The following is a 20,928-nucleotide window of genomic DNA, read 5'->3' as shown; positions in this document are numbered from 1 at the left end:
GTCAATACCGATAAACAGATGAAGATTACGTCCGATCTGTCTATAATCAGCGCCCCAAACTGAGGTAGAACATGACCGTAACCACATTTTCCGAACTTGAACTCGACGAAAGCCTGCTTGAAGCGCTGCAGGAGAAAGGCTATACGCGCCCTACAGCAATTCAGGCTGCTGCCATTCCCCCCGCGCTGGAGGGCCGCGACGTTCTGGGTTCGGCACCTACCGGGACCGGGAAAACCGCTGCGTATTTATTACCGGCGTTGCAGCACCTGCTCGATTTTCCACGCAAAAAGTCTGGTCCGCCACGCATTTTAATTTTAACGCCAACCCGCGAACTGGCGATGCAGGTTGCCGACCAGGCGCGTGAACTGGCTAAGCATACGCATCTGGATATTGCGACGATCACGGGCGGCGTAGCCTATATGAACCACGCCGAAGTGTTTAGCGAGAATCAGGACGTGGTGGTAGCGACCACCGGACGTCTGCTGCAGTACATTAAAGAAGAAAACTTTGATTGCCGCGCCGTTGAAACCCTGATTCTGGATGAAGCTGACCGCATGCTGGATATGGGCTTTGCCCAGGATATTGAAACCATCGCGGGTGAAACGCGCTGGCGCAAACAGACGTTGCTGTTTTCAGCCACGCTGGAAGGCGAACACATCAAAGATTTTGCCGAGCGCCTGCTCAATGATCCGGTCGAACTGGAAGCCGATCCCAGCCGTCGCGAGCGTAAAAAGATTCAGCAGTGGTATTACCGGGCCGATGATCTGGAGCACAAAACCAAACTGCTGGTTCACCTGTTAAAACAGCCTGAAGTCACCCGCACCATTGTGTTTGTGCGTAAGCGTGAACGTCTGCATGAACTGGTAGGCTGGCTTCACGATGCCGGCATTCGCACCAGTTACCTTGAAGGTGAGATGGTGCAGGCGAAACGCAATGAGGCGATTAAGCGTCTGATTGAGGGACGCGTAAATATTCTGGTAGCAACGGACATCGCTGCGCGCGGTATCGACGTTGACGACGTGAGCCACGTGATTAACTTCGATATGCCACGTACGGCGGACACCTATCTGCACCGCATTGGACGCACCGGTCGTGCCGGTCGTAAAGGCATTGCGATTTCGCTGGTCGAAGCGCACGATTATCTGCTGTTGGGTAAAGTCAGCCGTTATGTGGATGAGCCACTTAAGGCGCGCGTCATTGATGAGCTGCGTCCTGTGACCCGTGCGCCATCACCGAAATCCACGGGAAAACCGTCGAAAAAGGTGCTTGTGAAGCGTGCAGAGAAAAAAGCGAAAGACGAAGAGAAACCACGGGTTAAAAAACGTCATCGCGATCTCAAAAATGTCGGTAAGCGCCGCAAGCCAAGCGGCAGCACGCCGGGCAGCGAGAGTGCGGAATAATTCAACACCCGCTCAAAAAAATCGCCTCTTTATGAGGCGATTTTTATTTTATAAGGCCAGTAAATACCGCTTTAGTGCCATTTTAACGCCCAACAGGTTACTCCGGCCTCACAGTCAGGCGTGACGCGCCTGCCCGAAAAGTTATCTCCTTGTTAATAGAAATAAATTCCCGGATAAGGCGTTGCGTTTTATTTCGACACCAGAGCCGTTACAAACTTTCTGTAAAGGTGCGGGTAATCACGTCGCGCTGCTGTTCAGCGGTAAGTGAGTTAAAACGTACGGCATAGCCCGACACGCGGATAGTCAGCTGTGGGTACTTCTCGGGATGTTTCACGGCATCTTCCAGCGTTTCCCGGCGCAATACGTTGACGTTTAAATGCTGTCCACCCTCGACGCGCACCTGAGGTTTCACCTCGACAGGCACTTCACGGTAAGCGACGTCGCCGAGTTCCCCAATCGTCACAATCTGATCCTCCTGATAGCCTGCGACGGCACAGAGACAGCGCGCCTGCGCTTTTTCCTCGTCCAGCAGCCAAAACGAGTTAATTAAAGCCGGATTACTCGATTGGGTAATCTGAATACCTGTGATCATTTCAATCCCTCCAACAACGTGCTGACGGTTGCCAACACCGTGAATCAGTCAATTTGAGCTGTTGGTATATCACCCGATAGCGGCCATGACTTTGACCTGTATCAATTACAATCGGGCGTTTTATCCTCACGCTGGTAAGCTTTTGATTTTAAAAACGCGCCCTAAGAAAATTTCGTTTAATTTTTAAAAAAATTTTGGGCTTCATGTCTGCAGAGTGAACCGCTAAGCTTAAGGTTCGAAATACAAGGGAGTTGATCATGGCTGAAAAGCTGACCTGGCATGACGTGCTGGCTGAAGAGAAAGAAAAACCCTACTTTATCGAAACCCTGAAGCATGTCGCTAACCAGCGGGCTGCAGGCGTAACGGTTTATCCGCCGCAGAAAGATGTGTTTAACGCGTTTCGCTTAACCGAATTAGGCGATGTGAACGTGGTGATTCTGGGACAGGACCCTTATCACGGCCCGCACCAGGCCCACGGGCTGGCTTTCTCTGTACTGCCGGGCGTGCAGACGCCGCCGTCATTGCAAAACATGTACAAAGAGTTGCAGCAGGATATTCCGGGCTTTGAGAAACCCAATCATGGTTATCTGGCAAGTTGGGCGGAACAGGGCGTGATGTTACTGAACACCGTACTGACCGTTGAAGCCGGTAAAGCGCATTCTCATGCCCGACTGGGATGGGAAACCTTTACCGATACGGTGATCAAGGCTATCAATGAGCAGCGTGAAGGCGTGATATTTCTACTTTGGGGCTCACACGCGCAGAAGAAAGGCAGCATTATCGATCGCCAGCGCCATCACGTTCTGCAGGCACCGCACCCTTCCCCGCTTTCTGCACATCGTGGCTTCTTTGGCTGCCAGCATTTTTCCAAAACCAATGCGTTGTTACGCGATGCCGGTAAAACGCCAATTAACTGGACGCCGGTCTTACCTGAGCAAACGCCATAAACACAAACGGCCGCGTCAGTGCGCGGCCGTTGCAGGATAAAGCAATAATCAGGCTTTCGCTTTCGCCACGGCAACCATGGCCGGACGCAGCAGGCGGCCATTCAGCGTATAACCAGGTTGCATCACCATCATCACGTGGTTCGGCTCGAAATCCTCAGATTCCATCATCGACATCGCCTGGTGCACTTCCGGGTTAAACGGCACACCGGTTTCACCGACCACTTCAACACCGAATTTACGCACCGCGCCCAGCAGGGATTTCAGCGTCAGCTCAATGCCTTCAACCATAGAGGCAGACTTCTCGTCTTCTTTGTTTGCCAGTTCCAGCGCACGTTCCAGGCTATCAATCACCGGAAGCAGCTCATTGGCAAACTTCTCCAGCGCAAACTTGTGCGCTTTTTCAATATCCATTTCGGTGCGGCGGCGAACGTTTTCAATTTCGGCCTGCGCACGCAGTTGAGCATCACGTACGCCCGTCTGCAACTGGGCTAACTCAGCTTCAAGCTGAGCGATGCGCTCATCACGCGGATCCACCTCTACTGCTGTCTCCGCGTCCTGAGGTTGATGTTGATCCTGTTGAATTTCGTCTGAGACTTGCTCGTTTGGGGTGTTCTGTTCTTTACTACTCATGAATTTCTCCGCGTTTTGCACATTCACTTCGCTGGTTGGCTTATTATGGGGATTGGTTTGACGGTTTCAAGGGAACACGTCACATCATCGTGCCGATTTGGCTTATGAGGAACACCCACTCGATGAACAAACACTTTAACTGTATTGGTATTGTGGGCCATCCACGCCATCCTACCGCACTCACGACGCATGAAATGCTGTGTCGCTGGCTGACCGCCAAAGGCTATCCCGTTATTGTTGAACAGCAGATTGCGCAGGAACTGTCGCTTGGCGATGTCCAGACCGGTACGCTGGCTGAAATCGGTCAAAAAGCCGATCTGGCCGTTGTGGTGGGAGGTGACGGTAATATGTTAGGCGCGGCCAGAGTGCTGGCGCGTTATGACATTAAAGTGATTGGCATTAACCGCGGCAATTTGGGGTTTTTAACCGATCTTGACCCCGATAACGCGCATCACCAGCTCGATGAAGTGCTGAACGGCAACTATTTTGTTGAAAGCCGCTTCCTGCTGGAAGCGCAGGTGTGCAAGTCGGATTGCTCGCCGCGTATCGGCAGCGCTATCAATGAAGTAGTGCTGCATCCGGGCAAAGTCGCCCACATGATTGAGTTTGAAGTTTATATCGACGAAGTTTTTGCCTTCTCGCAGCGTTCGGACGGCCTGATTATTTCTACGCCCACCGGATCGACCGCCTATTCGCTTTCCGCCGGCGGCCCGATTTTAACGCCCTCTCTGGACGCCATTACCATTGTGCCCATGTTCCCGCACACCTTGTCCGCGCGCCCGCTGGTGATCAACAGCAGCAGTACGATTCGGCTCCGTTTTTCGGCACGTCGTAACGACCTTGAGATCAGCTGTGACAGCCAGATTGCGCTGCCTATCCAGGAAGGGGAAGATGTGCTGATTCGCCGCAGCGAAAATCATCTCAATCTTATCCATCCTAAAAATTACAGTTATTTCAATACGCTGAGTTCGAAACTGGGCTGGTCAAAAAAATTGTTCTGAAAATGACCGCGCCCTCTTTACTGTATAAAAAACCAGTTTATACTGTATGAAAAACCATATGTGTTTATTCATACAGGTGACGCTATGCTGGCACAACTGACCATCAGCAATTTCGCTATCGTTCGTGAGCTCGACATTGATTTTCAACGCGGTATGACCGCCATCACCGGTGAAACCGGTGCAGGTAAATCTATTGCTATCGATGCGCTTGGGTTGTGCCTTGGCGGCCGTGCCGATGCGGATATGGTGCGTCAGGGCGCCAGTCGCGCGGACTTGTGTGCGCGTTTTCAAATCAAAGCCTCGCCGTCGGCACAGCGCTGGCTGACTGACAATCATCTGGATGACGGTAGCGAGTGCCTGCTGCGCCGTGTTATTAGCGCCGATGGTCGTTCACGCGGCTTTATCAATGGCACAGCCGTTCCCCTCTCTCAGTTACGCGACCTGGGCCAGTTACTGATTCAGATTCACGGACAGCATGCCCATCAGTTGCTGCTCAAGTCCGATCATCAGAAGCACCTGCTGGATGCCTACGCCGGTCATGACGACTTGCTTGTTGCAATGCGTGCGTCCTACCAGACGTGGCACCAGAGCTGCCGTACGCTGGCGCAGCATCAGCAGCAGGCGCAGGAGCGTGAATCCCGCCGTGAGCTGTTACAGTATCAGCTCAAAGAGCTGAACGATTTTGCCCCGGTGGCAGGCGAGTTTGAGCAGATTGACGAAGAGTACAAACGTCTGGCCAACAGCGGCCAGCTGTTGTCGACCAGTCAGCAGGCGCTTCAGCTGTTAGCCGACAGCGATGACACCAACCTGAACAGCATGCTGTACAGCGCGCGTCAGATGCTGTCTGAACTCAGCGCGCTGGATGACAAGGTGAGCGGCGTTTATAACCTGCTGGAAGAAGCGGCGATTCAGTTGAGCGAAGCCAGTGACGAACTGCGCCACTACTGCGACAGTCTGGATCTGGACCCGAACCGCCTCTATGAGCTGGAACAGCGTATCTCCCGACAAATCACCCTGGCCCGCAAGCATCATGTGGCGCCAGAAGGCCTGCCCGCCGTGCACCAGCAACTGCTGGATGAAGCGGAACTGCTGTCACAGCAGGAAAGCGATCAGGAAAGCCTGCAGACGTTGGTAACCGAGCACTACAACGCAGCCCTCCAGTGTGCAGAGCAACTGCACGCTCAGCGCAGCCGTTATGCAACCGAGTTACAGCAGTTGATTACCCAAAGCATGCATTTGCTCTCTATGCCGCACGGTCGCTTTGCCATTGAGCTGATTTTCAACCCTGAGCAACTGACCGCCGACGGTGCCAGCCGCATTGATTTTCAGGTGACCACCAACCCCGGACAGCCATTACAGCCGCTGGGTAAAGTCGCCTCTGGGGGTGAACTGTCGCGTATCGCGCTGGCGATTCAGGTTATCACCGCTAAGAAAATGGAAACGCCGGCGATGATTTTCGACGAAGTTGATGTGGGGATTAGCGGTCCGACGGCGGCGGTAGTGGGTAAAATGTTGCGCCAGCTTGGGGAATCCACCCAGGTCATGTGTGTAACCCATCTGCCGCAGGTGGCGGGTTGTGGGCATCAGCATTTCTATGTCAGCAAGGAAACCGATGGCGAAATGACGGAAACGCACATGCAGCCTCTGGATAAGCGCGCACGCCTGCAGGAACTGGCGCGCTTACTGGGCGGCAGCGAGGTCACCCGCAACACACTGGCTAACGCGAAAGAACTTTTAGCGGCCTGATATGCACTTTTTTACCACAGCGTGGTCATATGCATGCTCTGTAGAGGTTTCCAATAGCGAAAAGGTTTATTATCATCGACAGCTAATGTCGCCTGAATAATAAAGCCTGCCGCAGGCAGAGTTCAGAATTTGATGGCAGAAGAACAGCCTGTAAAAGGCGTTTCGCCCCGGAAAAGGAATGTATAGATGCGCTGTAAAACGCTGACTGCCGCGGCAGTAGTAATGTTAATGATGACCGCCGGATGTTCCACTTTAGAGCGCGTTGTTTATCGCCCCGATATCAATCAGGGTAACTATCTGGTTGCCAATGATGTTGCCAAGCTTCATAACGGTATGACACAGCAACAGGTGGCCTATACGCTGGGTACGCCAATGATGAAAGATCCCTTTGGCAGCAATGTCTGGTACTACGTGTTCCGTCAGGAGCCAGGTCACGAGAAAGTGAAACAGCAAACGCTGACGCTGACCTTTGACCGCAGCGGCGTACTGACCAACATCGACAACAAGCCAGCGCTGTCTTCGCAGGATAACTAATCGAAGAGGCAAAGGTCGTTACCGACAAACGACCTTGTATCACAGAATGTAAAAAGGCGCTGATAAGCGCCTTTTTTAATGACTGGAGTTTGAACCAACAGGTTATTTTTTACTGCTCGCCGCGCGCTCCGCACGTTGACGACGAAGCTCTTTAGGATCGGCGATAAGCGGACGATAGATCTCTACCCGATCGCCTTCCTGCACGCTGTCGCTCAGTTTTACCGGATGGCTGTAAATCCCCACCTTGTTGCTGGCCAAATCGATTTCAGGCCGCAGTTCCAGTAAGCCTGATTTGCGGATAGCCTGCTCAACCGTGCTGCCCTCTTCCAGTTTTACATAGTGCTGATACTGTTTTTCGGGCAGGGCGTACACCACCTCGACAGAGATATCAGGCACTGTAAACCTCTTTGGCGCGCTGGGTGAATGCCTGCACCATGCTATTAGCCAGTTCTTTAAAGATTCGACCAAATGCCATCTCAACCAGCATGTTGGTGAATTCAAACTCCAGGCTTAGCTCAACCTTGCAGGCATCCTCCCCAAGATCGATAAAGCGCCAGCCACCGGTGAGTTTACGGAACGGCCCATCGACCAGTTGCATATGAATGCTCTGGTTGTCAGTCAGCGTATTTCGGGTGGTAAATGTTTTGCTGATGCCCGCTTTCGACACGTCGACTGAAGCCGTCATTTGGTTTTCTGAGGCATCCAGTACGCGGCTTCCGGTGCAGCCCGGCAGGAATTGCGGGTAAGCATCCACATCATTTACAAGTTGGTACATTTGTCCGGCGCTAAAGGGGACCAGCGCCGAACGACTAATCTGAGCCATAATGGTTCCTGTTCGTCACAAAACCGCTAAATAATAGCATTTTCAGCGATTAAACAAAAATTCCTCATTGTCATGGTGTGCTAGAATAGCCTGTTTCCTGCTGCCCCGCTGGACTGGGGATGCGATAACCGACCAAGTGATGTAAAATACGCGGCATTATGACAAAGAAAAAAACACACAAATCCGGTTCTGCCACCATTGCCATGAACAAGCGCGCTCGCCATGAATACTTCATTGAAGAAGAATTCGAAGCTGGCCTGTCGCTACAGGGATGGGAAGTTAAATCACTCCGTGCAGGTAAAGCTAACATCAGCGACAGCTATATTCTGCTGCGCGACGGTGAAGCTTATCTGTTCGGTTCCACTTTTCAGCCGCTGGCGGTGGCCTCATCGCACGTGGTCTGCGATCCCACCCGCAGCCGTAAACTGCTGTTAAAGCAGCGTGAGCTGGACTCACTCTACGGTCGTGTCAACCGCGAAGGCTATACCGTCGTTGCGCTGTCGCTCTACTGGAAAAACGCCTGGTGTAAGTTAAAGATTGGCGTTGCACGCGGTAAGAAAGAGCACGACAAGCGCAACGACATCAAAGATCGCGAATGGCAAATGGATAAAGCACGCATTATGAAGAATGCCAATCGTTAAACACTGGAATTCGATACGCTTTTTTGCTAGTATTTGAAGTTCTGGGGCTGATTCTGGATTCGACGGGATTGTGAAGCCTTAGGAGCATGCCGAGGGGCGGTTGGCCTCGTAAAAAGCCGCAAAAAAATAGTCGCAAACGACGAAAACTACGCACTAGCAGCTTAATAACCTGCTTAGAGCCCTCTCTCCCTAGCCTCCGCTCTTAGGACGGGGATCAAGAGAGGTCAAACCCAAAAGAGATCGCGCGGATGCCTTGCCTGGGGTTGAAGCGTTAAACTGAATCAGGCTAGTCTGTCAGTGGCGTGTCTGTCCGCAGCTGACCGGCGAATGTAAAGACTGTACTAAGCATGTAGTGCCGACGGTGTAGTAATTTCGGACGCGGGTTCAACTCCCGCCAGCTCCACCAAAATTCTTTCGCGGCGATACCAGAATTGTCCGCTGAAGTCCTGAAAACCCGCAAGGTGAAAGCTTTGCGGGTTTTTTTGTGTCTGTAACCTTCAGAGGCGATCCGCCTGAATCCAGAGATGATTGGTACACGAATTGGTATACTTTAGAATGTGTGCCAATAACGTATACCAATTCAGGCAGGAAACACAGGGCTGATTGATGCTAATCCTGCCTCGGGCATTGAAATTGCGTTTGAAAAACCTAAAAAGCAGAACATGCCAACGCTGCGGCCTGAGGAATTGACTAAGCTTATGCATTCGCTGGTGATCTCGAATCTTTCCCTCCCAACTCGCTGCCTGATTGAATGGCAACTTCTTACTCTTGTTCGTCCCTCCGAGGCATCTGGTACTCGTTGGGAAGGGATAGATTTCGATGCTAAACTTTGGATTATACCTGCTGGCAGGATGAAAGCTAAACGTGAACATGTTGTTCCTTTATCGCCTCAGGCGCTAGATATTTTAGAAAGAATGAAGTCACTTACGGCCATAGGGAGCATATTTTTCCTAGCAGAAATAACCCAAAACAAGCAATGGATAGCCAAACAGCTAACGCTGCGTTAAAACGTATAGGATATGGTGGAAAGCTAGTGGCACATGGCTTACGCTCTATTGCGAGTACAGCTATGAATGAAAACGATTTTAACTCTGATATTATTGAAGCTGCACTGGCGCATAGCGATAGAAATGAGGTTAGAAAAGCCTACAACAGAACAACTTATTTGAAGCAAAGGATTGAGCTTATGATTTGGTGGGGAAAATACATTCACTCCCTTAAGTTAATTTAAAAGGACTTCATATGAGTAAATTCCAAAAAATAGATAAAGCTTACGACTTCTTGATAGAGAAAGAAAAAGAAGGTGTAACATTCAAACTAGACGAGCTTTCTGCAGCCAGTACTTGGTCAATAAAAACATGCACGACTCACATTTCTAAAAAACTTAGCTCATATTTTCAAAGAGAGGGTGAAGACTACATCACTAACGGTCTTTTATTTTTGAGTAAAAATGATTTTCGAACCGCATTAAGCCAAATATCACCAATGGCAAATAATTACTCTAGAAAAGGCATCCTTTTAAGTAAGTCAAAAGAGTTTGCAATACTTGCAGTCTCTACTTATAACAATCCAACTATAAAATTCAAGACCTACGGGTTCATAGTCAATATAAACATTGCATTCACCTCTTTGTTTCATGCTATTTTTGAAAAAAATGGAATAGATTATTTCTATAAAGATGGTGCTGGCAACACAATATTTTTAGATGGTGAGGAAAAAGCCTGGGAACTAAAAGAATGCACTGAAAAATACTGGCACGGAGTTAGCTCCCCAATCAAGTCAAACCTGCATTTTCTCATAGAACTTAGAAACAAAATCGAACACCGCTTTCTTCCTGTAATAGATTTAATGTGTAGTGGAGAGTGTCAAGCCGCACTTACCAACTTTGAGAATATAATGACTAAAGAGTTTGGTGACGAGCATGCATTGTTAGTTAACCTCGCTGTCTCAATGCAACTTAATCGAGCATCCACCGAAGCAAAAATTGAAGCATTGAAACAGTTTCAATCTCAAAATTACACTGTAATCAGGGAGTTCATGGACGCTCAACACCAAGAACTAAGCGCAGAGGTTTTAGAAAGTCAGGAGTATCGCATAAAAGCTTTTTTAATTCCAAAAATCGGAAACCATGCTTCATCATCAGATCTATCTATAGAGTTTGTCAACTTCAGAAAACTTAGTGATGAAGAAAAATCACAATATGAACAGGGCATTACTTTCATTAAAGAAGTTAGAAGCCCATATATACATAAACCTTCCGATGTTGTTAATAAAGTTAAAGAGACTTACAAATTCTTTAACATGGCATTGCATACTAAATGTTGGAAGTTTTTCGAAGCCAGACCTGTTGATATCAACTTAGAATATAAAGGTAATTACTCGGGCTTTGTTCTGGGGTTCAATAATTATCTCTATACTAAAGATTGGATTTCTTTTTTAAATGAAAACCTGAGCAACCCAGTTACACTGCGAAATATTCGCTCTTCATAAAGGATTTAAAGATGCGTAGTTATTTTCTTTTAGATAGGGACTGGAGTTTTTTGCAAGCATTAGAAGAAATAAATTCACATTATAAGCCTGGAGGAATATCTTCTGGCATGGCAAGAAATGTTCAAATTCAAAACTGGGGAGTGATGGCTGGAAAAACCCGAGCTCTTGCTGAAGTTGCGTTGGCAATTTCAATGACAGGCTCAAAGTCGAAGCTGTGTAAATTAATTCAAATATCACCTTCATCACTCAATGCAATGATATCTTTCTTTGAGAGCCTACCTAACGACATTATTAGGCAAGGAATAATAACACAAGGCACTTCGATATCAGATCATTTATTACTTCGCCAAATTGGTAAAGGCGGTAATGCTATAGTTTGGAAAGTAAGAACCAAACATAACAAAACCCTTATAATGAAAATAGCCAAAAGAGCTAAGGGTATAGCATTATCCAGATTTAACGATGAAATATCCACCTTGAAAAAAATAAAGGAAATCAATAACAAAGGAATACACATAACCCCTATAATAGAAAGTTACTATGATTTAAATGACGACGGATTTGCATGGTTCACGATGCCTGAAGCAATCACACTTGATAAATATTTTGAAAGGCACTCGTCAACACCTTTGAGCATACTTAAAGGCATGCTAGACGTTTGCAAAACAATCGAAAAACTTCATGAGCACAATATATACCACCGTGATATAAAGCCAGATAACATACTTATCTATCAAGGCAAATGGGCTTTAAGTGATTTTGGTATTGCAACCTTCCCTGATAAAGAAAAAATCACAAAGGAAGGCACCAAAATGGGTTCACTACATTATTATGCACCTGAAATGCTCAACACTTCCGAGGAGTGCTCTAATGCTTGTGCTGACATATATAGTTATGCGAAATCCCTATGGGCATTATTAAGTGGTAATAAGTACCCTATTGCAGGTGAGCTTCGCTTGGATCGGCCTGAAGCGCTTCTTTCCACTTACTGTAAGCTAGATAAAGTAGGGCTTCTGGATGAAGCTATATCTGCTTGCACCAGCTACACCCCGACAAACCGCCCCTCATTCTCAGAACTTCGAGCCACCCTTGAAAAAGTTATTGGTGATTAGCAACCACCCTCTGCGCGCGCTCGTAGCCCCGCCACGCCTGCGCACTTCATGCAGTGGTTTTCATGCACCTGCATGAGTGGCTCCGGGCCGCGCCGCCGCTGGCCTTTGCTGCCGTTTTTGGGTGCCTGAGACTCATGCGTTTTCATGCAGCATAGACATGCACTTACGCAGCAGACGTAAAAAAGCCCGGCACATGCCGGGCTGTGGGGGTTTTATTTCTGGCCGGGGAACCGCCTGCGATTACGCCGGTAGGTTCCGGCCCCCCAACCTGCAAGGCTGATAACTTTATCACGGAACATCAGCGGCAGTTCTGTACTCGTCAAGCGCAGCATCAGATTCATGATAAAGCCACGGTAAAGCGTGTCTGCATCTTTCGCCCCTTCCAGCACGCCCGGCGCATGGGGTGAGGTGTCGCGCGAACGCGCGGCAGTGATAGGGTATTCGCTGATTATCCTGCCCGATCAGGAAAAGTGGAGCGGCGACGGCGCGGGCATCAAGGCCATCACCGGCGGCGATGCGGTCTCAGTGCATCCGAAGTACCATGATGCCTACTCAACGCACATTCCGGCGGTGATTCTGGCAGTGAACAATAACCCGATGCGCTTTACCGACCGCAGCGGGGGCGTGTCGCGCCGCCGGGTGCTCCTGCACTTCCCGGAAATCATCCCGGCAGACGAGCGCGACCCGCAGCTGAAGGAAAAAATCAGCGGTGAGTTGGCCGTTATAGTGCGCCAACTGATGCAGCAGTTCAGCCAGCCACAGCAGGCCCGGTCGCTACTTCAGCCGCAGCAGAATTCCGACGAGGCCATGCGCATCAAGCGCGACGCAGATCCGATGGTGTACTTCTGTTCACTACACCGGAGGCAAACGCGCTATACATGGGGAACGCCAGCATCAGGCCGCTTCAGCCCAGACGTTATCTCTATCACGCTTATCTGGCCTACATGGAGGCCAGCGGCCACAAGAATCCGCTCAGCATAAAGATGTTTAGCCTGTCGCAGGAAAGTATCATGCGGGAATACGGACAGCACTACATGAAGCGGCGTACAAAGCTGGCGGTGCAGACCAACCTGGACCTGACGGAAGAAAGCAGCACCGACTGGCTGCCAAAGTGCGACGATTCCACAATTATATGAAAACCTAAACCGGCGAAAGTCGGTTTTTTCTTGACATAACAATGAAATTAAAGACAAATAGTAATTTCATAGCAAACGCAAAAATAAGTCAATTAAGGTTATTAATTTGAAAACTGTATATGTTCTTGGCGCAGGATTTTCAAAAGAAGCAGGCGCACCAACGCAAGCAGAAATCATGGGCGAAATATTTAAAATCCAAAAATACAAACCTAATCACTTCGATAAAAGTGATTTTCAACTTTTTCATAACCTGCTTGTAAACCACCTTTATTACAAAGAGGAACATTTCCCTAACATTCAACTTGAAGATATATTCACTCCTTTAGACAGATGCTTAGCTGACAACATTCAATTTAAAGGACTATCGGCAGGGGAATTATTAAAAATTAGAGATGCGACATTTAATATAATAGGATTGACAATAAAGGAAATCATCAATCGAAAAATGGAAAATAAAGACTACATTGACTTATTTGCAAAGTATTTGGTGACACAGTGTAGTGAAAGAACAAATAATAATTACAGAGTTCATGACCCTGTAAGTGTAATCAGCACGAACTGGGATATTTTATTAGATAACGCAATCTACAATTACATTCAAGAATATCATCGTAATAAATCAGTTGTTGATTATTGCTGTTATATTAGCTCAACTGATCAAGACGATGAAACAATTAAGCCAGGGTTAGAGGTGCTTGGAGCTGGCGGATTTAACGTTAAGCTATTGAAGATACATGGCTCACTAAATTGGCTTCAATGTTCGAGATGTATGCGTCTGTATGTCGGGTTCAACGAGAAAACAGTTACATCCCATGGAAAAACCTGTAGACACTGTGATAAGAATTACATGGGAAAACAAGGCGAGAATAAATTAATATCAAATCTTATAATGCCAACTTTCATAAAAGACTTATCAAATCCACAGTATAAAATAATCTGGCAGAATGCGGGGATTGAATTATCTGAAGCTGAAAAATTAGTTTTCATAGGTTACTCTTTGCCTAGCGCCGATTTTGAAATGAGACAACTTCTTTCTCGTATGGTTAGAAGGAATGTTGAAATTGAGGTTGTTAGCTATGATAGCAACCCTAACCAAAAAGTTGCTGATAAAATCAAAGAGACATGGGAGTCATTCTTTGGCGATAGACCTATTTCGGTTCAGTTGTGTGGCGCAAAAGAATATATAAATAAAATTAAAAACCCCGTTTAAATCACCTTTAACTTTAATGTGATTAACAAAATATTTTGTAATTTTAAAAGATGGCGGGTTATTTAAACCCACTATTGGGAAATAATCTTTTATTTAGCACATGGAAAAATTCAGAAGTTAGTCCATCTAGTGTGACTTACAATCAAATATTAATCCTCGTCATCTAGGCTCTGTTTAAATAGGCTCAAGACTATGGAGTATTGAAGTGCTTGAGCTGTCACATGGGAACATACGCCGTAAATGTGTAAAAAATCGGCAGCGACTGGCTGCCGAAATGCAATGATCCCACAGCAGCGTGACTAACCAGAACCGGCGAAAGCCGGTTTCTTACGTCCATACTTGATCGATGGTGAATGGTATCTTTCATCCTACATTTACCCATCATCGCTTAATCCTCTGTTTATTATTAATAAAAACAAATAGTGAACAGTGTGAAGGATAAATTCAAAAAAGCTTTTTCCTGTAACATGGGGCATCAATTTCACATCCGGATTATCAGTGGACGCCACCAAAAATTTCATTCTGGACGGACTTGCAAGCTTTGGCCTGAGCGACTTACCAGGTAGACCTTACGATAGTGCGTTTGAACTATTGGCCTCACCACCTGCTCGAAAGCGCCTCATCATGATGGGACTGAATGGTTCATCAGTAGACGCCCATATGACTAACTACCTATCCGTCATCAATGATTATGAGTTCCCTCATGTTTCAAATGTCCAGAGTGGAACCGAAGGCGCATGGGGAATAACTCATCTGGCTAAACGATTGCAACAGATTCCAGTTGAGCTTGGTTATAACTGGCAAGATGTCGTTTATACGAATGCCTTAATGATGTGCTCTGTAAACGCTGCATCATTAAAAAATGAAGCGTTCAAGCTCAATCAAGCACTTGAAGATCTGGTAAAAAATTCGATGGGCTTCTTTGAAAACGTAACACTCCCTCTATGCAATCCAGATATGATTATCGCTTACAGTAATGGGCTATCTTCACTTTCCGCAGCAAGCCTTTTGCTTAAACATTTCGGGGATAAAAACACGCTGAAATATTCGCATCCAAAAGGCTATTACACTACGTTCGCCTTTCTCGCTAAGTTCAAAGATCGGAGCATCCCGGTAATCTGCATTCGGCATATGTCGAGGTTTAAACCCCCACAGGATTACATCAAAATAGCGATTTCTTTGATGGAGCATTGAGACAAAATTCATAAGTCGTTTTGCTAACGTTTTCTAAGATTGGTATACGCGTAGGTATATCCGCTAAACCCTAATTAGATAAAATCCTTTAAATATAATAATTTACATAACGAAACCAGACTCCGCCAGGCCGCCCAAAAACCCCCCTCCCCATCCTTCCCCTTGACAACCTCCCCCTCTATGCCTTAAAAAGGAAACGATCATTTCCTAATTGGAGGTTAGCCATGAAACCATCTTCCCATACCGGTAGTGCGCAATCCTCTGCGGGCCGTCCGCGCGCTTTCAACGAAGCACAATTTCTGGATGGGGCTATTAGGCTTTTCCGCGATCGCGGTTTTAGTGGCGTCAGCATCAGTGACATCACCGCGGCCACCAACCTCAGTACCGGTAGCGTTTACAAGGCGTATAAAGACAAACAGGGCGTCTTTGCCATGGCACTTGAGCGCTATGTGTTTCTTCGCGAAGAACAGATAAAAACCCGGCTGGAAAAGGCGGCAACGAGTAAAGACAAGCTTGCGGAACTGCTGCGGGACTATGTTGAGCTCAGTCAGGGAAAAGACGGCAAGCTGGGCTGCATGGTGGTGGCCGGTGTCACCAGCTTCGACCAGCTTGGCGCTGCGGCCAGTAGTCTGGAGAAACAGCTGGCAAAGCGACGCAGCAACATTGCGGAATTGATTAAAAACGGAAAACAGGACGGTTCCATTGCCGCGACTACCAACGAAACCGCCGCGGCCGAGGTCATTCTGGCTTTACTTCAGGGAATGCGCGTCATCGGAAAGGCCTCAACCCTCACACAGGATACTGAGCGTTTTGTGGCTCAGGCGCTGAAGGTACTGGAATAAGCCATGATTATTTACATCGTTATTGCCGTTCTCGCCGGGGCGATGCTGCCGTTGCAGGCGGTCTTCAATGCTCGCCTGGGCCATGCACTGGGCTCACCGCTTTGGGCGGCGGCGGTATCGGCACTGGTTTCGGCACTCGTTCTTTTTATACTCGGGGCTATCACAACCGGAACCTTCCCGCGCACCTCATCCCTGCAGTCTCTGCCTTTATGGGCGTGGTTAGGCGGTATTTGCGGTGTGATGACGCTGGCTGGCGTCACGGTCAGTCTACCGCGTCTGGGTGCCGCCGCGATGGTCGCCCTGGTCATCGCCGGGCAGGTGGTGTTTTCTCTGGTGATTGATCGTTTCGGTCTGTTCGGTGTTCCCCCTCATCCCATTACAGTACAACGTGCCATGGCAGCAGTTCTGCTGTTAACCGGTACTGTACTTTTACTACAGGAATAGATTATGTCTGCTTTTATGCTCCCCGCTGCACCCGATGGTTTTAGTCACCACTTTGCGCGTGTAAATGGTCTGCGCTTTCATTATGTGACAGGCGGCCGTGAGGATGGCTTTCCCCTGGTATTACTGGCAGGTTTCCCCGAAAGCTGGTTTGCATGGCGAAATGTCATGCGCCCCCTGTCTGATAAATACCGAATCATTGCCGTTGATTTGCCGGGACAGGGGGATACAGATAAGCCGCTTTCCGGTTACGACACTCAAACGGTTGCCACGCGACTGCATGCTTTTGTCGATTCACTTGATTTAGGATCGTACTTTCTTGCCGCGCATGACGTCGGTGCCTGGGTCGCCTTTACCTATGCAATGTTATATGGCGATGAAATACGTGCGCTGACCCTGATGGATGCCGGTATCCCGGGAATATCACTGCCGGATAAACTGCCGTCGGCCTCCGACAAATCCTGGAAAACATGGCATTTTGCCTTCCATGCCGTGGCTGATCTTCCTGAAGCCTTACTGGCAGGACGTGAGCGCATTTATCTGGAATGGTTTTTCCGCGAGAAAGCCGCTGATCACAGCTGTTATGGCGAGACTGAACTTACCGAATATGAGCGGTTGCTTAAAACACCGGGGGGATTACGCGCCGGGCTGGCATTTTACAGGGCGCTGTCTCAATCCGCTGCGCAAAATGCAGAACTGGTCAGGCAGGGGCGGTTGGTCATGCCGGTACTGGGACTGTCCGCCGACCAGGGTTCCATTCCTGATATGGCTGCCACGTTGAAAGCCTACGGCGATGATGTACAGGGTCAGCGTCTCTCGGATTGCGGACATTTCCAGCCCGAGGAGCAACCCGAAGCCACGGCCCATGCGCTAGCCTCGTTTTTTGGTCAGTACGCACATTAAAATCCGTTGATTAGTCTGACAACGGTATAACGTAATCAGAACGCTAATTTATTATGCGAAGCCGTCATAGAACTTTTGAAATAGCGTTTTGGAGGATGATGAAGCAAACCGCTTCGGTGACTCTGCGTGAAAAAAATAAAGCCACGCATGTTAAGCCAGCAATTTCTTAAGTTGTTATCAGAATAAACCGACAGGTATCACGATTAACGCACAACGGTAAAGGTCGATAACGACAGATATCTGCTGTTCACGACAGACGATATTCTCTTTAACTGTAACGCTAATCAGCTTGAGCAAAGGGAATATTGAAAGCCTGCAAACTGGCAATACGTCTTCATCAGGTTCTTTCTAACAGCTGTCGGTAAATGACGAAACCATAACATTCAGTTTCATTAGTGGTTCTGTGTGGAAAATAAAAGTGAATGACGCCCCCAAACTCCGCGTTCCTTTCTAACGCGAGCAAGGTGGCGTCAAACGCGTTTCGGGCTTAAAGGCCTATTTAAAACAGAGGCTAAGCCCTCGCCCACCTGATAACCACCTTCGTGGCGGTGATGGATATATGCCCGGATATTCCCCGTCATTTCAGCCTGTCGCACCCTGTATTGTCATGAAACCATGACAAATCTGAATGACACGCCATCCACGCAATGCCGGAACCAAACCGGACAAGGCCATGTTATGTTTTAAACGTTCCTGTAAAGTTGATGATGAGTTAACTATTCAATAAAAAATCGTTACTCACTCTTAAAAGCTTATGGATTATAAAGAAGAGAATATTTAATCTTTGCAAGTTACTTATAGGCACCTTATTATTTATTCTCACCGTTAACTCAATGTTAAATTCTGAAAATTACAAGTAAAAATCATTTCAATTAAATCAGTTAACGCCAAACTCTCGCGAGCGATTCGTGGTGCCGCCCTCTCCTCCCGCTCGCCTTTATCCGTTAAAAAAACTATTCAGTTTCCGGACGGATTTATTTTTTCGACAATTGATAATGATTCTTGAGTTGATTCCCATTTGCATATGGAATTATGATTTCTTTCGAGTGTGGCTTCCTAAACTGGATGACAATCGTTAAAGGATTAATCGTTATGCTGCCGTTAAAAAAAATCACCCGTCATATTACTACGAGTTTATTCATTCCCGCCTTTGGTATGGTTTCCCCCGCGCTGGCTGAGCCTGATATTAACGACGACAATGAAGATGTGATGGTAGTAACGGCATCGGCAATTGAACAACGGCTCAAAGATGCACCCGCATCCATCTCTGTCATCACCGCAGAACAGCTGGAAAGAGACATCGGCAAATCGGCCACGGATCTGGCGGATATTCTCGAACGTGTCGCAGGCGTAACAAAAGCGATTGGTACAGACGTGAGTTCCGGTATTCAACTGCGCGGAATGCCAGCGGCATATACGCTGTTGTTGGTGGATGGCAAACGCATAGGCTCAAGTAACGGCATCAAAAGCACACAGCAAAACTATTTCGACGACATTAACTGGATTCCAACCGAATCCATTGAACGTATTGAAGTGGTCAGAGGGCCAATGTCCGCGCTCTATGGTTCAGATGCGATGGGCGGTGTGGTGAATATTATCACCAAAAAAAATAATGATGCCTGGCACGGTGCATTAACGGCAGGCACCCGTCAGCCGCAAGATGGTAACCGGGGAAACACCCAAACCTGGACAGGCAGCATCGGCGGCCCGCTGGGTAATGGATTTGATTTACGCGTTAACGGTTCGTGGAATAAGCGCGAAGCGGATAAAAGCGAGACCGACGCATTGCGCTGGGGAAGCGGCCAGGAAGGACGCAAGAATGAAAATTACGGCGCAGAACTCGGCTGGGATATTACCCCTAATCACCGCCTGTCCGTTTCCACTCAGCAGGGAACCGAAAAAGGGATTCCCGGCGAGTCCAGTGACGGCAGTGAAATTGCGCTGCGTGGCGTGGATAAACTTGAACGTGAAAATTATGCGTTGGATTATCGCGGTATTTTTGACTTTGGCACGGTGAAGCTGAACGCCTATCAAAATAAGTTCAAAAACTGGGTGTCCGATATCCCGGTGATTTCTGGCGCTACGGTAACGGGCAGCCAGGATGTCGCGCTATGGAATAAAGAAAGCATCGTGGAAGGCGATATTAACCTGCCTTTTGAGTTCGGCTTACCGCACAACCTGACATTCGGCGCACAGTGGAAAAAAGAAGAGCTGAACAATCCTCGTTCTATCGGCGTGGTGGCGGACGCCTCCAGCACCTACGGCAAACACAGCGGTGAAGCCAAAAGCACCGGCCTGTTCGTCGAAGACCAGATCGACCTGCTGGAGGATGTTTCACTGACTCTGGGCCTGCGCAGAGATAATACCGATTACGGTAACAGAACAACGCCGCGCGCCTATCTGGTCTGGCAAGCCACGGACGCGTGGACATTAAAAGGCGGATATTCAGAAGGTTTTAAAGCACCCAGCGTGCGCCAGGCAAGCAAAGGCTTTATTGAATCCTCAAAAGGCGCGGGATGTAACGGCTATGCCGATTACAACGGCGGGGGTTGTTACACGATGGGCAGCGACCAACTCAAGCCTGAAACATCACAAAACTGGGAAGTTGGCGCAATCTTCGATTACGAGGGATGGAGTGCAGGACTGACTTTCTTTGACAGCCGATTCAAAGACAAAATTGCCGCGGCACCTGTTGGCTATATTCCGGGCGATACCTCCGGCCGCTACTGGCTTGAACGCGTCAATCTTGACACTGCGCGAACCCAGGGCCTGGAGGGCAATTTAACCCTTCCCTTGATATCAGAAGAAAAGGGTCCCTGGATGAAGCGTCTGTCACTGAATAACACGCTCACGCGAATGATTAAAGCCGAAGATTCTCTGGGCGTGATGTTAGTGACAACGCCAAAACTCTCCACCTGGTCTTCTCTTGACTGGCAGGTTAATGACGACATAAGCCTTTCATTTACCGCAAAATACTATGGAAAAATGCTGGGACTGAACAGCAGCGCAGACCAGGCCGCGCGAGGCAATACCGCGACAGCACGTATCCGAAAAGCCTACATGATTTATGGTCTGTCAGGACAATACAGGGCAACGAAACACCTTAAGTTTAATGTCGGGCTGGACAATCTTTTTGATAAAAATCCTGTCTCTGACAATCCGTCCTCAAGCGGGGATTCAGGCAACAATTACGCGGTGCCCGGTCGCACCATGTATGCCTCAATAACGGCCTCATTCTAATCGCCCTGCTTTGTTATCAGGCCGCTGCATTAACGGCGTTTTGAAA

At 48.2% G+C, this 20,928-nt stretch carries 18 protein-coding genes, 1 other RNA gene and 2 pseudogenes; 17 read left to right on the top strand and 4 right to left on the bottom strand.

Annotation, left to right across the window (positions count from 1 at the left end):
• Positions 1-71 precede the first annotated feature (71 nt).
• Complete coding sequence (gene srmB, locus FBY13_RS19345) at positions 72-1,400, top strand: ATP-dependent RNA helicase SrmB (protein ID WP_063880604.1); 1,329 nt, start codon at positions 72-74, stop codon at positions 1,398-1,400.
• 208 nt (positions 1,401-1,608) lie between these two features.
• Here the strand turns inward: srmB and grcA are convergent, their stop codons facing one another.
• Entirely contained in the window at positions 1,609-1,992 is a 384-nt protein-coding gene (gene grcA / locus FBY13_RS19340; protein ID WP_063880605.1) for an autonomous glycyl radical cofactor GrcA, read from the bottom strand.
• Positions 1,993-2,249: 257 nt separating this feature from the next.
• On the opposite strand from grcA, the gene ung reads away from it, so the two are divergent.
• A complete protein-coding gene (gene ung, locus FBY13_RS19335; RefSeq protein WP_145394919.1) occupies positions 2,250-2,939 on the top strand; it encodes a uracil-DNA glycosylase in 690 nt (229 codons plus the stop codon).
• A 48-nt stretch (positions 2,940-2,987) separates the two neighbouring features.
• Here ung and grpE read toward each other — a convergent pair whose 3' ends face one another.
• On the bottom strand, positions 2,988-3,569 hold the full coding sequence (grpE, locus tag FBY13_RS19330) for a nucleotide exchange factor GrpE (protein WP_063880607.1): 582 nt from the start codon (positions 3,567-3,569) through the stop codon (positions 2,988-2,990).
• A 122-nt stretch (positions 3,570-3,691) separates the two neighbouring features.
• Here grpE and nadK point away from each other — a divergent pair, with 122 nt between their 5' ends.
• From nadK to bamE, 3 genes are all read left to right on the top strand, one after another.
• On the top strand, positions 3,692-4,570 hold the full coding sequence (gene nadK, locus FBY13_RS19325) for an NAD(+) kinase (RefSeq protein ID WP_063880608.1): 879 nt from the start codon (positions 3,692-3,694) through the stop codon (positions 4,568-4,570).
• A gap of 84 nt (positions 4,571-4,654) precedes the next feature.
• The gene (gene recN, locus FBY13_RS19320; protein ID WP_145394918.1) at positions 4,655-6,316 is read left to right on the top strand and encodes a DNA repair protein RecN; all 1,662 of its coding nucleotides are present in this window, start codon (positions 4,655-4,657) and stop codon (positions 6,314-6,316) included.
• A gap of 186 nt (positions 6,317-6,502) precedes the next feature.
• Complete coding sequence (bamE, locus tag FBY13_RS19315) at positions 6,503-6,850, top strand: outer membrane protein assembly factor BamE (RefSeq protein WP_063880610.1); 348 nt, start codon at positions 6,503-6,505, stop codon at positions 6,848-6,850.
• 102 nt (positions 6,851-6,952) lie between these two features.
• Here bamE and FBY13_RS19310 read toward each other — a convergent pair whose 3' ends face one another.
• On the bottom strand, positions 6,953-7,246 hold the full coding sequence (locus FBY13_RS19310; protein WP_063880611.1) for an RnfH family protein: 294 nt from the start codon (positions 7,244-7,246) through the stop codon (positions 6,953-6,955).
• Positions 7,239-7,673 (bottom strand): type II toxin-antitoxin system RatA family toxin, encoded by a 435-nt coding sequence (locus tag FBY13_RS19305; RefSeq protein ID WP_063880612.1) that lies wholly within the window; start codon positions 7,671-7,673, stop codon positions 7,239-7,241. The genes FBY13_RS19310 and FBY13_RS19305 overlap by 8 nt, the downstream gene beginning before the upstream one ends.
• A gap of 158 nt (positions 7,674-7,831) precedes the next feature.
• On the opposite strand from FBY13_RS19305, the gene smpB reads away from it, so the two are divergent.
• The 12 genes and pseudogenes from smpB (at position 7,832) to FBY13_RS19235 (ending at position 20,882) form a co-directional block, all read left to right on the top strand.
• Positions 7,832-8,314 carry an SsrA-binding protein SmpB gene (smpB, locus tag FBY13_RS19300; RefSeq protein ID WP_063880613.1) on the top strand — a complete coding sequence of 161 codons (483 nt, stop codon included), beginning with the start codon at positions 7,832-7,834 and terminating at the stop codon, positions 8,312-8,314.
• A gap of 43 nt (positions 8,315-8,357) precedes the next feature.
• Positions 8,358-8,720, top strand: a transfer-messenger RNA (tmRNA) gene (gene ssrA / locus FBY13_RS19295).
• Positions 8,721-8,886: 166 nt separating this feature from the next.
• Positions 8,887-9,545, top strand: a pseudogene (locus FBY13_RS19290) (tyrosine-type recombinase/integrase); the annotation flags it as partial.
• An 11-nt stretch (positions 9,546-9,556) separates the two neighbouring features.
• Entirely contained in the window at positions 9,557-10,804 is a 1,248-nt protein-coding gene (locus FBY13_RS19285; RefSeq protein ID WP_145394917.1) for a DUF3644 domain-containing protein, read from the top strand.
• An 11-nt stretch (positions 10,805-10,815) separates the two neighbouring features.
• Positions 10,816-11,916 carry a protein kinase gene (locus FBY13_RS19280; protein ID WP_145394916.1) on the top strand — a complete coding sequence of 367 codons (1,101 nt, stop codon included), beginning with the start codon at positions 10,816-10,818 and terminating at the stop codon, positions 11,914-11,916.
• 405 nt (positions 11,917-12,321) lie between these two features.
• A pseudogene (locus FBY13_RS19270) lies at positions 12,322-13,052 on the top strand (primase-like DNA-binding domain-containing protein); the annotation flags it as partial.
• 106 nt (positions 13,053-13,158) lie between these two features.
• Positions 13,159-14,262, top strand: coding sequence for a hypothetical protein (locus FBY13_RS19265; protein ID WP_145394915.1), 1,104 nt, complete (start codon positions 13,159-13,161; stop codon positions 14,260-14,262).
• A 498-nt stretch (positions 14,263-14,760) separates the two neighbouring features.
• Positions 14,761-15,456 carry a hypothetical protein gene (locus tag FBY13_RS19260; protein ID WP_145394914.1) on the top strand — a complete coding sequence of 232 codons (696 nt, stop codon included), beginning with the start codon at positions 14,761-14,763 and terminating at the stop codon, positions 15,454-15,456.
• A gap of 224 nt (positions 15,457-15,680) precedes the next feature.
• The gene (locus FBY13_RS19255; protein WP_145394913.1) at positions 15,681-16,298 is read left to right on the top strand and encodes a TetR/AcrR family transcriptional regulator; all 618 of its coding nucleotides are present in this window, start codon (positions 15,681-15,683) and stop codon (positions 16,296-16,298) included.
• A 3-nt stretch (positions 16,299-16,301) separates the two neighbouring features.
• On the top strand, positions 16,302-16,742 hold the full coding sequence (locus FBY13_RS19250; RefSeq protein WP_145394912.1) for a DMT family transporter: 441 nt from the start codon (positions 16,302-16,304) through the stop codon (positions 16,740-16,742).
• A 3-nt stretch (positions 16,743-16,745) separates the two neighbouring features.
• Complete coding sequence (locus tag FBY13_RS19245; protein ID WP_145394911.1) at positions 16,746-17,642, top strand: alpha/beta fold hydrolase; 897 nt, start codon at positions 16,746-16,748, stop codon at positions 17,640-17,642.
• 1,092 nt (positions 17,643-18,734) lie between these two features.
• Positions 18,735-20,882 carry a TonB-dependent receptor domain-containing protein gene (locus FBY13_RS19235; RefSeq protein ID WP_255474510.1) on the top strand — a complete coding sequence of 716 codons (2,148 nt, stop codon included), beginning with the start codon at positions 18,735-18,737 and terminating at the stop codon, positions 20,880-20,882.
• Positions 20,883-20,928 lie beyond the last annotated feature (46 nt).

Origin of the sequence: Pantoea sp. SJZ147, assembly GCF_007828605.1 — a bacterium.
Classification (GTDB): domain Bacteria; phylum Pseudomonadota; class Gammaproteobacteria; order Enterobacterales; family Enterobacteriaceae; genus Pantoea; species Pantoea allii.
The sequence above is the reverse complement of the archived record's forward strand: the minus strand, read 5'-3'. Positions and strand labels throughout refer to the sequence as shown.